The 18,262-nt window shown below is 64.0% G+C and carries 20 protein-coding genes; 16 read left to right on the plus strand and 4 right to left on the minus strand.

All coding sequences use genetic code 11. From position 1 onward, the window contains the following. Positions 1 to 2 precede the first annotated feature (2 nt). The gene (gene gmhB / locus EV698_RS09020) at positions 3 to 536 is read left to right on the plus strand and encodes a D-glycero-beta-D-manno-heptose 1,7-bisphosphate 7-phosphatase (RefSeq protein ID WP_130503745.1); all 534 of its coding nucleotides are present in this window, start codon (positions 3 to 5) and stop codon (positions 534 to 536) included. Next, positions 533 to 1,294, plus strand: coding sequence for a lysophospholipid acyltransferase family protein (locus EV698_RS09025; RefSeq protein ID WP_130503746.1), 762 nt, complete (start codon positions 533 to 535; stop codon positions 1,292 to 1,294). Before gmhB ends, EV698_RS09025 begins: the two co-directional genes overlap by 4 nt. Here EV698_RS09025 and gyrB read toward each other — a convergent pair. From gyrB to dnaA, 4 genes are all read right to left on the minus strand, one after another. Further along, positions 1,275 to 3,692 (minus strand): DNA topoisomerase (ATP-hydrolyzing) subunit B, encoded by a 2,418-nt coding sequence (gene gyrB, locus EV698_RS09030; protein ID WP_130503747.1) that lies wholly within the window; start codon positions 3,690 to 3,692, stop codon positions 1,275 to 1,277. The genes EV698_RS09025 and gyrB overlap by 20 nt on opposite strands. Before the next feature lie 65 nt (positions 3,693 to 3,757). After that, the gene (recF, locus tag EV698_RS09035; protein WP_130503748.1) at positions 3,758 to 4,849 is read right to left on the minus strand and encodes a DNA replication/repair protein RecF; all 1,092 of its coding nucleotides are present in this window, start codon (positions 4,847 to 4,849) and stop codon (positions 3,758 to 3,760) included. Positions 4,850 to 4,851: 2 nt separating this feature from the next. Continuing rightward, positions 4,852 to 5,952: a DNA polymerase III subunit beta gene (dnaN, locus tag EV698_RS09040; RefSeq protein ID WP_130503749.1), complete on the minus strand. Its 1,101-nt coding sequence runs from the start codon at positions 5,950 to 5,952 to the stop codon at positions 4,852 to 4,854. Positions 5,953 to 6,167: 215 nt separating this feature from the next. Continuing rightward, positions 6,168 to 7,508, minus strand: coding sequence for a chromosomal replication initiator protein DnaA (gene dnaA, locus EV698_RS09045; RefSeq protein WP_130503750.1), 1,341 nt, complete (start codon positions 7,506 to 7,508; stop codon positions 6,168 to 6,170). A 171-nt stretch (positions 7,509 to 7,679) separates the two neighbouring features. Here dnaA and rpmH point away from each other — a divergent pair, with 171 nt between their 5' ends. The 14 genes from rpmH (at position 7,680) to EV698_RS09115 (ending at position 18,256) form a co-directional block, all read left to right on the plus strand. Next, positions 7,680 to 7,814 (plus strand): 50S ribosomal protein L34, encoded by a 135-nt coding sequence (gene rpmH, locus EV698_RS09050; protein ID WP_130503751.1) that lies wholly within the window; start codon positions 7,680 to 7,682, stop codon positions 7,812 to 7,814. A gap of 2 nt (positions 7,815 to 7,816) precedes the next feature. After that, a complete protein-coding gene (gene rnpA / locus EV698_RS09055; RefSeq protein ID WP_130503752.1) occupies positions 7,817 to 8,191 on the plus strand; it encodes a ribonuclease P protein component in 375 nt (124 codons plus the stop codon). Then, positions 8,176 to 8,412, plus strand: a complete 237-nt coding sequence (gene yidD / locus EV698_RS09060) for a membrane protein insertion efficiency factor YidD (protein ID WP_130503753.1) — start codon at positions 8,176 to 8,178, stop codon at positions 8,410 to 8,412. Before rnpA ends, yidD begins: the two co-directional genes overlap by 16 nt. Continuing rightward, complete coding sequence (gene yidC / locus EV698_RS09065; RefSeq protein ID WP_338062120.1) at positions 8,409 to 10,082, plus strand: membrane protein insertase YidC; 1,674 nt, start codon at positions 8,409 to 8,411, stop codon at positions 10,080 to 10,082. The genes yidD and yidC overlap by 4 nt, the downstream gene beginning before the upstream one ends. Continuing rightward, positions 10,075 to 11,418, plus strand: a complete 1,344-nt coding sequence (gene mnmE, locus EV698_RS09070) for a tRNA uridine-5-carboxymethylaminomethyl(34) synthesis GTPase MnmE (RefSeq protein ID WP_130503754.1) — start codon at positions 10,075 to 10,077, stop codon at positions 11,416 to 11,418. Before yidC ends, mnmE begins: the two co-directional genes overlap by 8 nt. 15 nt (positions 11,419 to 11,433) lie before the next feature. Beyond that, the gene (gene mnmG, locus EV698_RS09075; protein ID WP_130503755.1) at positions 11,434 to 13,320 is read left to right on the plus strand and encodes a tRNA uridine-5-carboxymethylaminomethyl(34) synthesis enzyme MnmG; all 1,887 of its coding nucleotides are present in this window, start codon (positions 11,434 to 11,436) and stop codon (positions 13,318 to 13,320) included. Then, positions 13,321 to 13,968: a 16S rRNA (guanine(527)-N(7))-methyltransferase RsmG gene (rsmG, locus tag EV698_RS09080; RefSeq protein ID WP_130503756.1), complete on the plus strand. Its 648-nt coding sequence runs from the start codon at positions 13,321 to 13,323 to the stop codon at positions 13,966 to 13,968. A 4-nt stretch (positions 13,969 to 13,972) separates the two neighbouring features. Further along, positions 13,973 to 14,770, plus strand: coding sequence for a ParA family protein (locus EV698_RS09085; protein WP_130503757.1), 798 nt, complete (start codon positions 13,973 to 13,975; stop codon positions 14,768 to 14,770). Further along, positions 14,767 to 15,630 carry a ParB/RepB/Spo0J family partition protein gene (locus tag EV698_RS09090; RefSeq protein ID WP_130503758.1) on the plus strand — a complete coding sequence of 288 codons (864 nt, stop codon included), beginning with the start codon at positions 14,767 to 14,769 and terminating at the stop codon, positions 15,628 to 15,630. The genes EV698_RS09085 and EV698_RS09090 overlap by 4 nt, the downstream gene beginning before the upstream one ends. Before the next feature lie 58 nt (positions 15,631 to 15,688). Beyond that, positions 15,689 to 16,054, plus strand: a complete 366-nt coding sequence (locus tag EV698_RS09095; protein ID WP_130503759.1) for an ATP synthase subunit I — start codon at positions 15,689 to 15,691, stop codon at positions 16,052 to 16,054. 28 nt (positions 16,055 to 16,082) lie between these two features. Continuing rightward, the gene (atpB, locus tag EV698_RS09100) at positions 16,083 to 16,850 is read left to right on the plus strand and encodes a F0F1 ATP synthase subunit A (RefSeq protein ID WP_130503760.1); all 768 of its coding nucleotides are present in this window, start codon (positions 16,083 to 16,085) and stop codon (positions 16,848 to 16,850) included. A 67-nt stretch (positions 16,851 to 16,917) separates the two neighbouring features. Beyond that, the gene (gene atpE / locus EV698_RS09105; protein WP_130503761.1) at positions 16,918 to 17,181 is read left to right on the plus strand and encodes a F0F1 ATP synthase subunit C; all 264 of its coding nucleotides are present in this window, start codon (positions 16,918 to 16,920) and stop codon (positions 17,179 to 17,181) included. Positions 17,182 to 17,237: 56 nt separating this feature from the next. Then, positions 17,238 to 17,708 (plus strand): F0F1 ATP synthase subunit B, encoded by a 471-nt coding sequence (locus EV698_RS09110; protein WP_130503762.1) that lies wholly within the window; start codon positions 17,238 to 17,240, stop codon positions 17,706 to 17,708. A gap of 11 nt (positions 17,709 to 17,719) precedes the next feature. Then, positions 17,720 to 18,256 (plus strand): F0F1 ATP synthase subunit delta, encoded by a 537-nt coding sequence (locus EV698_RS09115; RefSeq protein ID WP_130503763.1) that lies wholly within the window; start codon positions 17,720 to 17,722, stop codon positions 18,254 to 18,256. Positions 18,257 to 18,262 lie beyond the last annotated feature (6 nt).

Raw genomic sequence — 18,262 nt, forward strand, 5'->3', positions numbered from 1 at the left:
TCATGCGCCCCGGCTGCGTGCTCCTCGACCGGGATGGCGTCATCAACGAAGATGCGGACAGTTATATCCTCAGTGTCGAGGCGTGGCGGCCAATCGCGGGTAGCCTCGAGGCGATCGGGCGTCTGACAGCCGCCGGCATTCCGGTCGCAGTCTGTACCAACCAGTCGGCAATCGCCCGGGGCATGCTCTCGAACGAGGGACTTGCAGCCATCCATCACCACATGCGCACGGCCGTCGCCGGAATCGGTGGAGCACTGGCGGGGATTTTCTTCTGCCCGCATGGCCCGGAGGCCGGTTGCGGCTGCCGCAAACCGGCACCGGGCCTGATCAATGAGGCCCTGCGGCAACTCGGCTGCCAGCCCGCGGATGCCATCATGATCGGCGACAGCCGACGGGACATCGATGCGGCGTTGCGTGCCGGCGTCCCGGCCTGGCTGGTCCGGACCGGAAATGGCCGTCATACCGAATCGCGGCAGTCCGATAATATCCCGGTCTACGACGACCTGGCCGCCGCCGTGGACGCGCTGCTCGCATGAGCCGGGTCGAACCGGACCGGGGGGCGCCGCGCGGCAGTCTGGTGCGAGGCATTCTGTTTCGGGCAGGCCTCGTCGTGACCGTCGTGATCTGGGCCACACTGAGTATTCCCAGCTTTCCGCTCCCGCTGCGCTGGCGTTACTGGTGGATTACCCGCTGGTGCCACATCGTCTCGTTCATGCTCCGAACGATCGGTGGTATCCGGTTGCAAGTCAGAGGCCTGGAGAATCTCCCCAATGAACCGGGCGTCATGCTGGCGAAGCACCAGAGCGCCTGGGAGACCCTCAATCTACTGCCCTTTTTCTATCCGCAGAGCTGGGTTTTAAAGCGCGAACTGCTCAAGATCCCGGTGTTCGGGTGGGGACTTGCCCGGCTTGATCCGATCGCCATCGATCGCAGCGCCGGGCGCGAGGCACTGCGCCAGGTGATCCGGCAGGGTAAAAAACGACTCGCGCAGGGGCACTGGGTGGTCATTTTTCCGGAGGGGACGCGCGTGGACCCGGGCCAGCGGGGCCGCTATCAGCAGGGCGGTGCCTTGCTGGCCTGCCAGGCGGGGGTCGACGTCACGCCCGTTGCGCACAACGCCGGTGAGCACTGGCCCCGGCGTGGCGCGCGACTGATCCCCGGCACCATCACGCTCGAGATCGGTCCCGCGATCCCGACCACCGACCGGACACCGGCGGCGGTCAATCGCGATGTCGAGGCATGGATCGAGTCAACGATGGAGCGACTGACCGATCCTAGATATCGAGATTGCTGACCTGCAGGGCGTTCTTCTCGATAAACGCGCGACGCGGCTCGACATGATCGCCCATCAGCGTGGTGAAGATGTCATCGGCACCCACCACATCCTCGATCTTCACCTGTAGCAGCCGGCGGGTCTCGGGATCCATCGTGGTTTCCCAGAGCTGATCGGGATTCATTTCACCGAGCCCCTTGTAGCGCTGCACCGACAGGCCGCGCTTACCCTCATCCATCAGCCATTCGACCGCACTGCGGAAGTCGGACACGGACTGCTTGCGCTCGCCACGCCGGATCTCCGCCCCTTCGCCGATCAGGGTCTCCAGCGACTCGGCCAGGCGACGGATGCTCTCGTACTCCCGCGACAGGAAAAACGAGGCCGGGAACGAATGGGGATACAGAATGCCGTGCATTCGCTTGGTGATCACGGCGTCCTGGAAACCGCCATCGGGCCCGATCTGAACACGGATACGGTATTCGGTGCCGGTCGGCTGACCCTTGTTGATCTGCTCACCAAGCGCCTCGAACCAGGCCTGGAGGGCCTCGCCGTCACCGAGGTTATCCTCGTTGAGCGGGGGCCGATCCACCATGGCCCGCAGGATAACCGGATCCACCCGACGCCCAAGGTGGTCGATCATCTCCATGGTGTCGAGGTACTGACGGATGAGCTTCTCCAGCGCCTCGGGGCCGATTACCGGTGCATCGACTTCCGGTAGCAGGCTGGCGCCGGACAGGGAGAGCTGGAGCAGGTAGTTGGTCAGCTCGCGCTCGTCCTTGACGTAGTGCTCCTGCTTGCCGCGCCGGACCTTGTAGAGCGGCGGCTGAGCGATGTAGATGTGACCGCGCTCGACCAGGGTCGACATCTGACGATAGAAAAACGTCAGTAGCAGGGTCCGGATATGCGAGCCGTCGACGTCCGCATCCGTCATGATGATGATGCGATGGTAGCGGAGCTTTTCCGGATCGAACTCCTCGCGCCCGATCCCGCAGCCGAGTGCGGTAATCAGTGTGCCGACCTCGGCGGAGGAGAGCATCTTGTCGAAGCGCGCCTTCTCGACATTGAGGATCTTGCCCTTGAGCGGAAGGATGGCCTGGGTGCGACGGTCGCGACCCTGCTTGGCCGAACCACCGGCAGAGTCCCCCTCCACCAGGTAGAGTTCGGAGCGGCTCGGGTCCTTTTCCTGGCAATCCGCCAGCTTGCCGGGCAGGCCGGCAACATCGAGTGCGCCCTTGCGGCGCGTCATCTCCCGCGCCTTGCGAGCGGCATCACGTGCCCGGGAGGCGTCCACCACCTTTTCGACAATGGCCTTCGCGTCGTTGGGATGCTCGTAGAGGAAGGCGTGCAACGCCTCCGAGAGCGTCGACTCGACCGCGCCCTTCACCTCGGAGGAGACCAGTTTTTCCTTGGTCTGCGAGGAGAACTTGGGATCGGGCACTTTCACCGAGACGACGGCGGTCAGGCCCTCGCGGATGTCATCACCGCTGGGCGTGACCTTGAGCTTTTTGCTATAGCCCTCGGTGTCCATGTAATGGTTGAGGGTCCGGGTCAATGCACCCCGAAACCCCGCCATGTGGCTGCCGCCATCCTTCTGGGGGATGTTGTTGGTGAAACAGAAGATTGCTTCCTGGTAGGAATCACTCCACTGCATCGCCACTTCCACGAGGATGTCATCGCGCTTCGTGCTGAGGAAAAAGACCGATGGATGCAACGGTGTCTTGTTCTTGTTCAGGTGCTCGACGAAGGCGCGGATACCGCCGGCGTACTCGAATGCATCCTCCCGCTCGCTCTTCTCATCCTTGAGGACGATCCGCACGCCGGGGTTGAGGAACGACAGTTCCCGAAACCGCTTCGCGAGGATGTCGTAGTTGAACTCGATCTGCGTGAAGACCTGGGCGCTCGGGTGGAATGTAATCCGTGTCCCCGTCTCCTCGGTCTCGCCTGCGAGCTTGAGCGGCGCTACCGGCTCGCCCTCCTGATACTCCTGCATGTAGAGCTTGCCGCCCTTGTTGACGACCAGACGCAGGTGGTCGGAAAGGGCGTTCACCACGGACACGCCCACACCATGGAGCCCGCCGGAGACCTTGTAGGAGTTGTTATCAAATTTCCCGCCGGCATGGAGGACGGTCATAATGACCTCGGCGGCGGAGCGGCCTTCCTCCGGATGCATATCAACGGGGATACCACGGCCATTGTCCTGCACCGACACCGATTGATCGCCATGGATGATGACCTCGATCTCGGTACAGAACCCGCCCAGGGCCTCGTCCACGGCATTGTCCACCACCTCGAAGACCATGTGATGGAGGCCGGTGCCGTCATCGGTATCGCCGATATACATCCCGGGGCGCTTGCGGACGGCGTCCAGCCCACGGAGTACCTTGATTTGGGAAGAGTCGTATTCGCTGTTTGCGCTCATCGGATGACCTTTTCGTACAAGGCACCAATTATAACCGATATCGGCAAGGAAGACGCGGGCTGGCGTTAACCGTCCGTCGTTGTGATTCGGCCATGTTCCACGTGGAACCATCGGGCCGCGCCAATCACTGGAAGCAGATCACCCTCGATCGCCGTCAGGAATACCTGGGCACCACCGATCTCCAGTCGATGCACCAGCTCCGCCCGATGACCACCATCGAGTTCCGCAGGCAGATCATCGACCAGAACAACCGGTCGTTGAGTAGACGCGGCCGACCAGTGTTCGATTAGCGCGAGCTTGATCGCCGCAACCAGGAGTTTTTGCTGGCCACGACTCAGAAAACCCGTTGCCTCGACACCATTGGCGATGATTCGCCAGTCGGCACGGTGCGGGCCATGCAGGCTGAAGCCCTGTGTGATCTCCTGGTCGCGAGCCTCGGCAAGCACTGTTCCGAACGCCTCGCCGGCGCGCCACCCCGATCGATACCGCCAATCCAGTGCCAGGTCTGGCAGCCACTCCCCCGCGATTGTCAGCGCGTTGGGTATCACCGCCGCCAGAAACCGGCGTCGATGGGCATCCACCGACTCGGCCGCCTCGACCATATCCGGCTCCCAGGCAGAGGCGAGGCGTCGCTGGCCGGACTTGAGTGCCGCGTTCCGCTGTCGGAGCGCCCGTTGGTAGCGACGCCAGTCATCCCGATAGGTAGGTTCCACGTGGAACACTCCCCAATTCAGAAAGGCACGCCGTACCACCGGCCCGTCCGTCAGCAGGCGTTGGGCCTCCGTGTTGAGCACCTGCAGTGGCAGCAGCCACGCCGACTCCGACAGGATAGTGACGTCTCGCCCATCAAGCCGAACCCGTGTCTCCCCGTGCCCGTGCTGCACGCCCAGCCGGTGAATGCCCCCCTGGGCCCGGATCCGGCCGCTGACCAGTGCCTCGGACTCACCACTACGGATCAATCGAGCGGTGCGATGCGTAATGAAGCTGCGCGAACGGGCGAGGAAATGAACCGCTTCCAGGAGGCTGGTTTTGCCGGCGGCATTCGCCCCCTGGAAGATGTTGAGGCGCGGGTGGGGGTCGATCGATCCGGCCTCGAGGTGTCGGACGGATTGCCAGCGAAAGTGGACCAGGCCATCCGCATCCGCTGACTCCTCCATCCCTAGAGGCGCATCGGCATGACGACGTAGCGGGCGTCGCGCATCGTCTCGCCCAGGATCAATGCGCTGCTGTTGGCATCGCGGACATGTAGCTGAACCGTTTTCTCATCGATCGCCGCCAGCGCATCGAGCATGTAGCTGGCGTTAAAACCGATCTCCATCGCCTCGCCGTTGTAGGTTGCCGGTACCTGCTCCTCGGCCTCTTCCTGCTCGGGATTGTTCGACTGGATTCGCAGCTGATCGGCCTCGAACCCGAAACGCACGCCCCGATACTTTTCATTCGCGAGGATGGAGGCCCGTACAAGCGCCTTGCGCAGAGTTTCCCGATCAACGACCGCAAAACTGCCCTCTTCTTCGGGAATAACCCGCTGATAATCCGGGAAACGTCCATCAATCAGCTTCGACGTAAACCGGATCCCGGCCAAAGTGACCTGCACATGCCCTGCCCCCAGGTCGATCTCGACGGGCTCGTTGTCATCATCGAGTAGTCGCAGCATCTCCTGGACACCCTTGCGGGGAACGATCACCTGTGCGTCTTCGCCCAGTTCATCGCTGGATGATACCGCGGATAACGCAAGCCGATGCCCATCCGTTGCCACCGCCCGCAGATGCTGACCTCCAAGCTCGATCAGCAGACCATTGAGGTAGTAGCGGACATCCTGCAGCGCCATCGCGAAATGGGTTTTCTCGATTAGCCACCGGAGCTGCGACTGCGGCAGCGCGAAGCGATGCGAGGGCTGGATGTCGTCCGCGGTCGGGAAATCATCGGCCGGTAATGTCGCGAGGGAGAATCGGCTCGGGCCTGCCTTGACGACAATTCGATCCTGTTCCTGCCTGAGATGCAGTGTCGCGTCGTCCGGCAGATTGCGGACGATGTCCATCAACTTGCGTGCCGGCACGGTTATCTGCCCCGGTTCCCCACCTTCGAGCGTCGATTCGGTTTTCAACTCTACTTCAAGATCAGTGGCTGTCAGGCAGAGTCGATCCTCGGTTTTCTCGATCAGCACGTTGGCGAGGATCGGTAGTGTCTGTCGTCGCTCGACAACACCGATGATCGATTGCAGCGGTCGGAGGAGGGTTTCCCGTTCAGTCTGGAATTCCATGGTCTGTCTCGTTCTTCTCTTATTACAAGAGTGTGTATTAAAGATTGTTGTAGTGACAAGGAACGCGCCAATCGCTGGATAAGCGGATTAGGTCGCTGATTTTAAACCGTTTCTTTTGCCTAACATCCTGTTTATGAATGCTGCTGGAGCGGGGATGACTGTTGGATAACCTGTGGACGGAATCCGGTCTTATTTTTGCACACAGGTTATCCACATCATGATGACAAGGTTCTCGACAGGTTGTGATAGTCCTCATCGAACCGGGCATCCGACTCTCTGAGCTCCTGGACCTTGCGACAGGCATGCAACACCGTGGTGTGATCCCGGCCTCCGAAAGCATCACCGATTTCCGGCAGGCTGTGACTCGTCAGTTCTTTTGCAAGCGCCATCGCCATCTGTCTCGGCCGGGCGATGGATCGACTCCGCCGCTTGGAGAGCAGATCGGAGACACGGACCTTGTAGTACTCGGCGACGGTCTTCTGGATGTTCTCGGTGGTAACGAGCTTGTCCTGTAGCGCGAGCAGGTCCCGCAGGGCCGATTTCGCGAAGTCGACGGTGATTGCCGATCCCGTGAAATGGGCGTTCGCCGTCACCCGACGCAGCGCGCCCTCCAACTCGCGGATATTCGAACGGATACGCTTGGCGATGAAGAATGCGACTTCGGGCGGCATGTCGATGCCGGCCTGATCCGCTTTGCTGAGCAGGATCGCGACCCGGGTCTCGAGCTCGGGTGGGTCGATGGCAATGGTCAGCCCCCAGCCGAAACGCGATTTCAGCCGCTCCTCGAGACCGTTGATCTCCTTGGGGTAGCGGTCGCAGCTCATGACGACCTGCTGGTGCCCCTCGAGAAGCGCATTGAAGGTATGGAAGAACTCCTCCTGGGAGCGCTCCTTGCCGGCAAAGAACTGGATATCGTCGATGAGTAGTGCATCCACGCCCCGGTAGTGGCGCTTGAACTCGTTGATCGCGTTGTGCTGCAGCGCCTTGATCATGTCTGCGACGAAGCGCTCGGAGTGGAGATACAAGACCCGGGCATCCGGGCGAGCGCTTACCAGCGCGTTGCCGATAGCGTGCATCAGGTGCGTTTTACCGAGGCCGACGCCGCCGTAGATAAATAACGGGTTATAGGCCTGTCCCGGGTTATCGACCACCTGTAGGCTCGCGGCGCGGGCGAGCTGGTTCGATTTGCCCTCGACGAACGTATCGAAGGTGAAATCGCGGTTGAGATTGGCGTTGTGCGGCGTTGATGCCGGCGCGCTGGTCCGGGCCCGCGATTCGCGCTCTTCCGATGCCGCGGCCCGGGGGGCGGATGGCTGGACGCCGATCTCCATGATCAACTGCGGCGGCGCATCCGGGAACTGGCTTGCCAGCAGCTCCTCGATGCGGGGTGAGAAATGCTCTTTCACCCAGTCGAGGACGAATCGGTTGGGGGCGAACAGTCGCAACTGGTTGCCCTGCTCCTCGGCCTGGAGGGGGCGGATCCAGGTGTTCAGCTGCTGATCGGGGAGTTCTTTCTCCAGCCGTTGCAGGCAGACCTTCCAGAGTGATTCGGACAAGAATGGGCTTCCTCAAGATCGTGGACAGACGGCGTCGAGTCTATCGTCTGGCCTGTTCGTGTACCAGCGAGACCCGACCGGACCGGAATGGCATAATTGACACCGGGCAGATCGCCGCAGTACCTTTTGCGGCTGTTTATCGACCAACCATTCAAATAAGGCGGCACCGTCATGAAGCGGACGTTTCAACCCAGCGTGATCAAGCGCAAACGCAATCACGGCTTCCGTGCCCGGATGGCGACCCGGAACGGTCGCAAGGTGATCGCGCGTCGTCGCGCGAAAGGACGCGCCCGGCTGACGCCCTGATCTTGGCCGAGGCAGCGGCGAGTTGTCGGCGGTTCCCCCGCGCTGCGCGACTGACGCAGTCACGGGAATTCCGCGGCGTTTTCGCCGATGCCCGCCGCCATGGCGATCGCCAATTCACCATCCTGGTCGGCCAGGGGGGTGCAGGGCGGCCGAGGCTCGGGCTCGCGGTTTCCAAACGCGCCGCTCCCCGAGCGGTGGATCGCAACCGGCTCAAGCGGCTTATCCGTGAGCGTTTCCGGCACCATATCGCGGATCTACCGATTGTGGATGTGGTGGTAATGGTCCGCCCGGTTGCCCGGCAGTGCGATAATTCGGTGCTGATTCGATCACTCGACAAGCTCTGGCAACGGATATCCGATTCATGCGAATCATCCTGATCGGCCTCCTTCGCGCCTACCGCTATTGCATCAGTCCGCTGTTCGGGCCCTGTTGCCGATTTCACCCTACCTGCTCGTGCTACGCGATCGAGGCGGTCGAACGCCACGGTGCCCTGCGCGGCGGCTATTACGCGATCCGGCGCGTTCTGCGCTGCAATCCTCTCCACCCCGGCGGCATCGATCCGGTTCCGGGCAGTGAAACCACGAGTCGTCACTCATGATGGACAACCAACGCCTATTCCTGGTCGGGGCGCTTGCCCTGGTGCTCCTGCTGATCTGGACCACCTGGCAACGCGACTACGGGACCGAGCCGGCACCGCAACAGGCCGAATCCACCCAGACAACCAGTGGCTCGGCGGAACCTGCAGCGGAAGCGCCGCCGTCCTCTTCATCGCAGGATGATTCGGAGACGGCACCGGATCGCGGTCCGGGCGGCGAGACGGCAAATGTGGCAACGAGCGGCGAGGATGTCATCCACGTCGAAACCGATACGCTGTCGATCAGCATCCCGTTGCAGGGCGGCAACATCAGCCAGGCGCAGTTGCTGAAACATTCGGTTTCCGAGGATGATTCGTCGCCGTTCACGCTTCTCAGTCCGTCCAGCCCACTCTTCATGGCCCAGACAGGCCTGGTGAGCGATGGCGGCGAGGCGCCCGATCACCGGGCCCGGTGGGAGGCGAGCGCCGATCGTTACGTACTCGAAGCCGGCCAGGATACGCTCGAGGTCCCGATCCGCTGGCGCAGTGGAGACGGTGTGACCGTGACCCGCCGGTACATCTTCGAGCGCGACAGCTATGTCGTGCGAATGGTCCACGAGGTCGAAAACAGCGCCGATTCGCCATGGCGCGCCTATCAGTACAGCCAGCTGCTGCGTTCGGCGGAGACCGAGGGTCCCGGCTTCCTGGGCGCCGCGAGCTATACCGGTGGCGTGATTTACAGCCCCGCCGAGAAGTACGAAAAAATCGACTTCGGCGATATGGAAGACGAAAATCTCTCGCGGGATATTGGCGATGGCTGGCTGGCGATGATCCAGCATTACTTCCTCGCCGCCTGGGTCCCGCCGCGGGACCAGGAAATGCGCTATTACACTCGCTTCGATGATGGCGAGTACGTGCTCGGCCAGAGCTCCCCGTGGCAGACGGCGGCCTCTGGTGAGACCGCCACCTTCGAGAACCGCCTGTTCGTCGGTCCCAAGGAGCAGGATCGCCTTGACGCAGTCGCCGCGGGTCTGGAACTGACGGTCGACTATGGCTGGCTGACGATTATCTCCAAGCCGCTGTTCATCGCCCTGAGCTGGATTCACGACGTCGTGGGCAACTGGGGCTGGTCCATCATCCTGCTGACGCTGGGCATCAAGCTGGTCTTCTACAAGCTCTCCGAGACCAGCTACAAGTCGATGGCGCGGATGCGCAAGCTCCAGCCGGAAATGCAGAAGCTGCGCGAGCGCTACTCCGAGGATCGTCAGCAGATGAACCAGGAGCTCATGCAGCTCTACAAGAAAGAGAAAGTTAACCCGCTCGGTGGCTGTCTGCCGATCCTGATCCAGATCCCCGTATTCATCGCCCTCTACTGGGTGCTGCTGGAGAGCGTCGAGCTGCGCCAGGCGCCCTGGATCATGTGGATCCAGGATCTGTCGGTGCGTGATCCGTTCTACGTCCTGCCTTTGCTGATGGGCGGATCGATGTTCCTCCAGCAAAAGCTGAATCCGGCGCCCATGGATCCGATTCAGCAGAAGATCATGATGGGATTGCCGTTCGTGTTCACGATTTTCTTCATGTTCTTCCCCGCCGGGCTGGTGCTCTACTGGGTGACCAACAACAGCCTGTCCATCGCCCAGCAGTGGTTCATTACCCGAAAGATCGAGGCGGGCGACAAGAAGGCGAATGCCTGACACCACGATCTGCGCGGTGGCGACGCCACCCGGTCGCGGTGGCATCGGCGTCATCCGGGTGTCCGGGCCGACCACCGCTAGCCTGATCGAGACGGTCGTCGGCCCGCTGCCGTCGGCCCGCCGGGCCAGCTTCCGCCGCTTTGCCGGCGATGATGGCGTGGCGATCGACGAGGGGCTGGTGCTCTGGTTCCCCGGACCCCACTCGTTTACCGGCGAGGATGTCGCCGAGCTCCACGGCCATGGTGGTCCCGTCGTCATGGATCGGTTGCTCCAGCGCCTCCTGGGACTGGGCGCCGAGCTGGCGTCACCGGGCGAGTTCAGTCAACGCGCCTACAGCAATGGCCGGATCGACCTCACCCGGGCCGAGGCCATCGCCGATCTCATCGAGGCCGGCAGTGAATCCGCCGCCCGAGCGGCAGTGCGCTCGCTGCAGGGTGAGTTCGCGCAGACCGTCGAGCGGCTGGTGCGGCGTCTTACCGACCTGCGTGTCCACCTGGAAGCGGGGATCGACTTCGCTGATGAGCCGCTGGAGGGCCTCGCGCTGGACGGCGTGGTGCAGCGGATCGAGGCGATCGCCGCGGAGGTTGCCGAGACCCGTCGGGCCGCCGGTCGAGGCCAGCGACTCCAGGAGGGACTGACGGTCGTGATCGCCGGTCGTCCCAACGCCGGCAAGTCGAGCCTGCTCAACGCGCTGGCGGGGCGCGACGCGGCGATCGTGACGGCGCTCGCAGGCACCACCCGCGACGTGCTCGATACCTACCTGCATATCGACGGCCTGCCGCTGCGGGTGCTGGATACGGCCGGCCTGCGCCAGGGGGGTGACGTGGTCGAGCAGGAAGGGGTCCGAAGGGCCCGTCAGGCAATGCGCGAGGCCGATCGTATCCTGCTGGTGACGGACGACACGGCGCCGGCGCTGGCAGCGGACGATTCCGAAATAACGGATCTGCAGGCGGAGCTCCCTGCGTCGGTGCCTGTGACCACGGTCGTCAACAAAATCGATCTCAGCGGCCGGACGCCGGGTGTCGCGAACGACGGGTTCGCCGTTTCCGCGCTGACCGGGGACGGGATGGCGGCGCTGCGCGAGCATCTGCGTGCCAGTCTCGGCGAAGACGACACCGAGGCGGTATTCATCGCCCGTCGGCGCCACCTCCAGTCGCTCGATGCCGGTGCCGCGGCCATCGACGAGGCCCTCGAGGCCGCCCATGCCGGCGCGGGGGAGGAGCTGGTCGCGGAGTCGCTGGGCGAGGCACAGCGGGCGCTCGGCGAGATTACCGGCGCGGTCACGCCGGAGGATCTGCTGGGACGGATCTTTTCGACATTCTGTATCGGTAAATAGCGGTAGGATCAGGGCATGGATAGCGGAAAAGCGCATGACGTCATCGTGGTGGGCGGCGGTCACGCCGGGACCGAGGCCGCCTATGCCGCCGCGCGGACGGGGGCACGCACGCTGCTGCTCACCCAGAGCCTCGATACCATCGGCCAGATGAGCTGCAACCCGGCGATCGGCGGGATCGGCAAGGGGCACCTGGTCCGCGAGATCGACGCCATGGGCGGGGTCATGGGCCGGGCCGCGGATCGCGCCGGCATCCAGTTCCGAACGCTCAATCAGCGCAAGGGCCCCGCGGTACGGGCAACCCGGGCGCAGGCGGATCGAGGCCTCTACCGCCAGGCGGTTCGCGGCATCCTCGACGAGGCAGCCGACCTCGCGCTGTTCCAGGACAGTGTCCACGATCTGATCGTGGAACGCGGCGAGGTGCGCGGCGTTGTCACCGGCATGGGGCTCGAATTCCGCGCGGCCGCCGTTGTGCTTACCGTAGGGACGTTCCTGGGTGGTCGGATCCATATCGGTGATCACAACCGTAGCGGCGGCCGGGCCGGTGATGGTCCGTCCATTGCGCTGGCCGAGCGACTGCGCGCCCTGCCGCTGCGGGTCGGGCGGCTCAAGACCGGAACGCCGCCACGGATCGATGCCGCCAGCATCGATTTCGCCAGTCTCGATACACAGCCCGGTGACGAGCATCCGGCCTTCTTCTCGCGCTGGAGCCGCGGCGACGAGCATCCGCGCCAGGTGCCCTGCCACATCACCCACACCAATGCCGACAGCCATGCGATCATCCGCGGTGCGCTGCACCGCTCGCCCATGTACAGTGGCGAGATTGATGGTGTCGGCCCGCGCTATTGCCCCTCGATTGAGGACAAGGTGGTGCGGTTCGCCGATCGTGATGCCCATCAGATCTTCCTCGAGCCCGAGGGCCTGGATACCCGCGAGGTCTATCCCAACGGCATCTCCACGAGCCTGCCGTTCGATGTCCAGATCGCCATGGTGCGGAGCATCCGCGGACTCGAGCATGCCCACGTCACCCGCCCCGGCTATGCCATCGAGTACGACTACCTCGATCCGCGCGACCTGCACCCGAGCCTCGAGAGCCTGCAGCTCCCTCACCTGTTCCTGGCCGGCCAGATCAATGGCACCACCGGCTACGAGGAGGCGGCGGCGCAGGGGCTGCTCGCCGGCATCAACGCCGCCGCCCGCGCCGGCGATCGGGCGCTGTGGATCCCGCAGCGCCACGAGGCCTATATCGGTGTGCTGGTAGACGATCTCACCACTCGGGGTACTACCGAACCCTACCGGATGTTTACCTCGCGGGCGGAATACCGCCTCCACCTGCGCGAAGACAATGCCGATCTCCGGCTCATGCCGGTGGCCCGTGACTACAAGCTGATCAGCGACGCGGCCTGGTCCCGCTTCGAGGCCTACCGCGCGGCGATCGACGCCGAGCGTCACCGCCTCGAACATACCTGGATCCGCCCGGCGAAACTGGGGAACGACGGAGGCGCCGCGCTGCTCGGCAAGCCGCTGTGGCGCGAGCAGACCCTGATGACGCTGCTCAAACGCCCGGAAATGGACTACGAGACGCTCCTTGCACTGCCCGGCGCCGGCGACGGGCCGGACGATCCCGTCGTCCGCCAGCAGGTCCTGATCGGGGCCCGCTACGAGGGCTATCTCAAGCGCCAGTCCGACCAGGTCGCACGCCAGGCCCGCTACGAGGATCAACCCCTGCCGGGAGATATCGATTACCACCAGGTCGCGGGCCTTTCCACCGAGGTCTGCGAAAAGCTCCAGCGCCACCAGCCATCCACCCTCGGGCAGGCGGGCCGGATTCCCGGGGTGACACCGGCGGCGGTTTCGCTCCTGCTGGTCCATCTGCGTCGCGACCGGTCCCGCCGGAGTGCCTGAATGACGACCCGCGGCGATCGTGACGCGGCCCGGTTGCGGGACGGCCTCGAGCAATGGGATCTGGACCCGGCGGTCGTGCCCGACCTGATCGCCTACCGCGATCTGCTGGCGCGCTGGAATCGGGTTTACAACCTCTCGGCGGTGCGCGATCCACAGGCCATGATCCCGCGCCATCTGCTCGACAGCCTCGCCGTGGTGCCCTGGCTGCCCGACGGGCGCCTGGTGGATATCGGCACCGGCGCCGGACTGCCCGGCCTGCCGATCGCGATTGCCCAGCCGCAGCGCCCGGTGACCCTGGTTGAACCGAGCGGCAAGAAGGTGCGGTTCCTGCGCCAGGTCTGTCTGACGCTGGCGCTTGAGAACGTCACCATTGCTCCGGTGCGGGTCGAGGATGTCGTCGTGGACGAACCCTGCGCCGCCGCCATCTGCCGCGCCTTTACCGATGCCGCGGGGTTCTGGGCCCTCGCCTCGCGGCTGGTTGACGATGCCGGCCAGGTGATCGCCATGAAGGGACGACCCGGAACCGAGCCATTGCCAGGGCTCGAAACCGCCGGCGTATCCTGTCGTCGGCAATCCCTCGAGGTGCCCGGGCTTGATGCGTCGCGACATTTGCTCATCATGGAACGATCGGTAGCCGCCACAGGATGACTGCATGAATCAGACACTGGCCATCGCCAACCAGAAAGGCGGTGTCGGCAAGACCACCACCTGCGTCAATCTCGCCGCGTCGCTCGTCAGCAATGGCCGACGGGTGCTGCTCGTCGACATGGACCCGCAGGGCAATGCCACTGTCGGCTCCGGGGTCGACAAGGACACGCTCGAGGCCAGCAACTACGAGCTCCTGATGGGCGAGGCATCGGCGCGCAGCGTGCGCTGCCGGGAGGTTCGCGGCGGGTTCGATCTGCTGCCGGCCAACGGCGACCTCACGGCGGCCGAGGTCGGTTTGATGGCCGCGGGCGAGGGTCGCGAAAAGCGCCTCCAGACGGCGATTGCGACCTGTCGCGATGACTATGACCACATCCTTATCGACTGCCCGCCATCGCTGAACCTGCTCACCCTCAATGCCTTCGTGGCGGCCGATCACGTCCTCATTCCCATCCAGTGCGAGTACTACGCCCTCGAAGGGCTGAGCGCGTTGCTCAACACCATCCACCGGATCCAGCAGACGGTTAATCCGGCGCTCGAGATCGAGGGACTGGTGCGCACCATGTTCGATGGCCGCAATAATCTCTCCAACCAGGTGGGGGCCCAGCTGCTCGCGCACTTCCCGGGGCAGGTCTATCGCACCCAGATCCCGCGTAACGTTCGTCTCGCCGAGGCCCCGAGCCACGGCCTGCCGGTATTGCAGTATGATCGGTCGTCGCGCGGCGCGGTCGCCTATCTCGCTCTCGCCGCCGAGTTGCTGCGGCGCCAGCGGGCCGCGGGTGCCGATGCAGGAGGATTGCGATGACCAATCGACGCAAGGGGCTGGGTCGCGGGCTGGATGCCCTGCTTGGCGAGGCGGGCGCTGCAGCGGACAGCGCCGTCGCCGACGATCTTCGCGAGCTGCCGCTCGATCAGCTCGAGGGCGGGCGCTACCAGCCGCGCCGCGAATTCGACCCGGCCGCCCTCCAGGCGCTGGCCCAGTCGATTCGCACCCAGGGGGTGGTCCAGCCGATCGTCGTGCGTGCCATTCCGGAGACCGACCGCTACGAGATCATCGCCGGTGAACGCCGCTGGCGCGCCGCGCAGCTGGCAGAGCTGGAGACGATCCCGTCAATCATCCGCGATATCTCCGACGAAATGGCGGTGGCGGTCGCGCTCATCGAGAACATACAGCGTGAAGACCTCAACCCGCTCGAGGAGGCCAACGCCCTGCAGCGGCTGACCGGGGAGTTCGGGATGACGCACCAGGCGATCGCCGAGGCGGTGGGGCGCTCACGGGTCGGGGTATCGAACCTGCTGCGCCTGCTCGAGCTGACCGCCGAGGTCAAGGCGTACATCGGCGACGGGGCGCTGGAGATGGGGCATGCCCGGGCGCTGCTGGCGCTCGATCCCGCGGCCCAGGCCGAAGCGGCGGCGCGCGTAGTAAGTCGTGGCCTGACCGTGCGCCAGACCGAGGCACTGGTTCGGCAGCTGCTCGCCGGCGAGTCCGGGGAATCCGTGGACCCGCCCCGCCCCGACCCCAATATCCGCCGGTTGCAGGACGATCTCGCCGATCGGCTGGGCGCCAGTGTGCGCATCGAGGCGGGCCAGCAGGGCAAGGGGCGGCTGGTGATACGCTATAACAGTCTCGACGAGCTCGACGGCATTCTCGAGCACATCCGTTGAAGCGAATGGGTGACTTCTCTATACTCCAACGACTTTCGCAGGGCGTTGCGACGGCGATATGTCGCTGAGACGCGTCGCGCTGCGGGTCATCCGGATACAGATGGCCATCGGGCTTGCCGCTGCGGCGATCTGGACACTGTCCAGTGGGATCGGAGCCGGGCTCGCGGCCGTATCGGGAGCAGGCATCAGCGCGTTCATGACGTTTTACGTCGCCGCACGCTGGCGTCTGAGAAGCGCCGCGGAGACTGACCCGAAGGTAATCCTCGGGACGTTCTACCGCGCCCAGATGATGAAGCTGCTGCTCGGATCGGTACTCATCGTCACCGCCGTCTACGCCTTTCGGGACGAAGCGGCTGCGCTGGTGACAACGCTGGCCCTGACACTGGTCGCCTACGGCCTGGTGTTACTGGGCGACATCGACTGAACGTGGACGCAACGGGACAGAAACGATTATGGCAAGCGGTTCGGCCACGGAATACGTCACCCACCACCTCGAGCATCTCACGGTGGGCGAAGGGTTCTGGACGTTAAACATCGATACGCTCATCGTCTCCTGGGTGCTGGGCCTTATCTGGCTTGGCCTTTTCTACAGTGTGGCGCGCAAAGCCAGTGCTGAAAGCCCGAGTGGGATACAGAACGCGATCGAGGGTTGTATCGAATTCATCGATCAACAGGTAAGAGACAGCTTCCACGGCCCGAAAGACTTTGTCGCGCCGCTGGCGCTGACTATTTTCATCTGGGTGCTCCTCTGGAACCTGATGGATCTCATCCCCGTGGATCTGTTCCCCGAGATCCTCGGCCTATTCGGTGTCGAGTATGTGCGAATCCTGCCCTCCGCCGACATGAATGCGACCTTCGGTCTGTCACTGACCGTACTGGCGCTGATCATCATCTACGGCATCAAGGGCAAGGGGTCGAAGGGCTTCGGCAAGGACATGGTCTGCCACCCCTTCGGTGCGCATCCGGCCCTCTGGATCCCGAACCTGTTGCTGAATCTCGTCGAGATGATCGCCAAGCCGGTGTCGCTCGGGATGCGACTGTTCGGCAATCTCTACGCCGCCGAAATCATCTTCATCCTTATCGCGCTGCTGCCCGTCTGGGCGCAGTGGGTGCCGGGTGTTGCCTGGGCGATTTTCCATATTCTGGTGATCCCGCTGCAGGCATTCATCTTCATGGTGCTCACGATCGTGTACCTGAGTCTCGCTTACGAGGATCACTGAGGGGTCGGCCGCAGGCCACCCATTCAAACGCTTTTAACCCTTAAACGACCCCTGTATTGGAGGAACCATGGAAGCAATCGCCCAGGTCCAGGCATTTACCGCCATCACTATTGGACTCATCTTCGCCTTCGCCGCCGTCGGCACGAGCATCGGCTTCGGTCTGCTCGGCGGGAAGTTTCTCGAGGGCATCGCCCGGCAGCCCGAGGTGGCCGGCGTTCTGCAGGTCCGCATGTTCATCGTGGCCGGTCTGCTCGACGCCGTCTCGATCATCGGCGTGGCATTCGCTGCCCTGCTGATGTTCGCCAACCCGCTGCTCGGCGCGCTGAACTGAACCCATCGGACGAGACGACAACCTGCCATTCACCGGCAGCCATCGGAGAGTAGACCGTGGGTATTAACGCAACGCTGTTCGGACAGATGATCACCTTCGTGGTGTTCATCCTGTTCACCATGAAGTTCGTCTGGCCGCCCATCAAACAGGCCATGAGCGAGCGCGAGAAGCGGATCGCGGACGGTCTGGCTTCCGCCGAGCGCGGCCAGCAGGAGCTGGAACTCGCCAAGGAGCGGGGTGCAGAGCACATCCGCGAGGCCAAGACACAGGCGGGCGAGATCATCGAGCGGGCCAACCGTCAGAGTGCGTCCATCATCGAGGAGGCGCGCGAGGAGGCCCGGGCGGTCGCCGAGCGTGAGAAGGCCGCTGCCGATGCCCGCATCGAGCAGGAGGTCAGCCAGGCGCGGGCCGCGCTCCGTCGGGATGTCTCGGATCTCGCCATCGCGGGTGCCAGCCGCATCCTCGAGCGCGAGGTCGACCCGAAGGCACATCAGCAGATGCTCGACGAGCTGGCTGAGCAGGTCTGAGGCAAAGGGATATGGCGCAGAAAACCACGGTTGCCCGTCCCTATGCCGACGCAGCATTCCAGCTTGCTCAGGCCGCCGGGGCACTGGCGGGCTGGGGCGAAGGGCTGGCGATGGCGGCGGCGGTTGTCGAGGACAGCCGCGTCGCCGCGGTGCTTGGCCACCCGCGTGTCGACGATGATCGCAAGGCCGGTCTCATTCTGGACGTATGCGGTGATGCACTCGATACCCGGCAGCGCAATTTCGTGCGGTTGCTGGTCGAGCGTAATCGCATCGGCGTGCTGCCCGAGATCAGTCGCCAGTACGACCGCCTTCGGGCCGAGTACGAGAAGACGCTGGATGCCGAGCTGATCAGCGCCCATCCGATTGACGATGCGGCGCGCGACCGGCTCGCGGAAGCGCTTTCACAACGCCTGGCGCGCACGGTGAGCCTGCAGACGCAGGTCGACGAATCGCTCATCGGCGGTGCGGTCATCCGCGCCGGCGACCTGGTTATCGATGGCTCGGTGCGCGGTCGGCTCAACCGGCTTACCAGCGCCCTCAGTCGCTAAGAGGAC

It is taken from the genome of Spiribacter vilamensis (genome assembly GCF_004217415.1).
GTDB lineage: Bacteria > Pseudomonadota > Gammaproteobacteria > Nitrococcales > Nitrococcaceae > Spiribacter > Spiribacter vilamensis.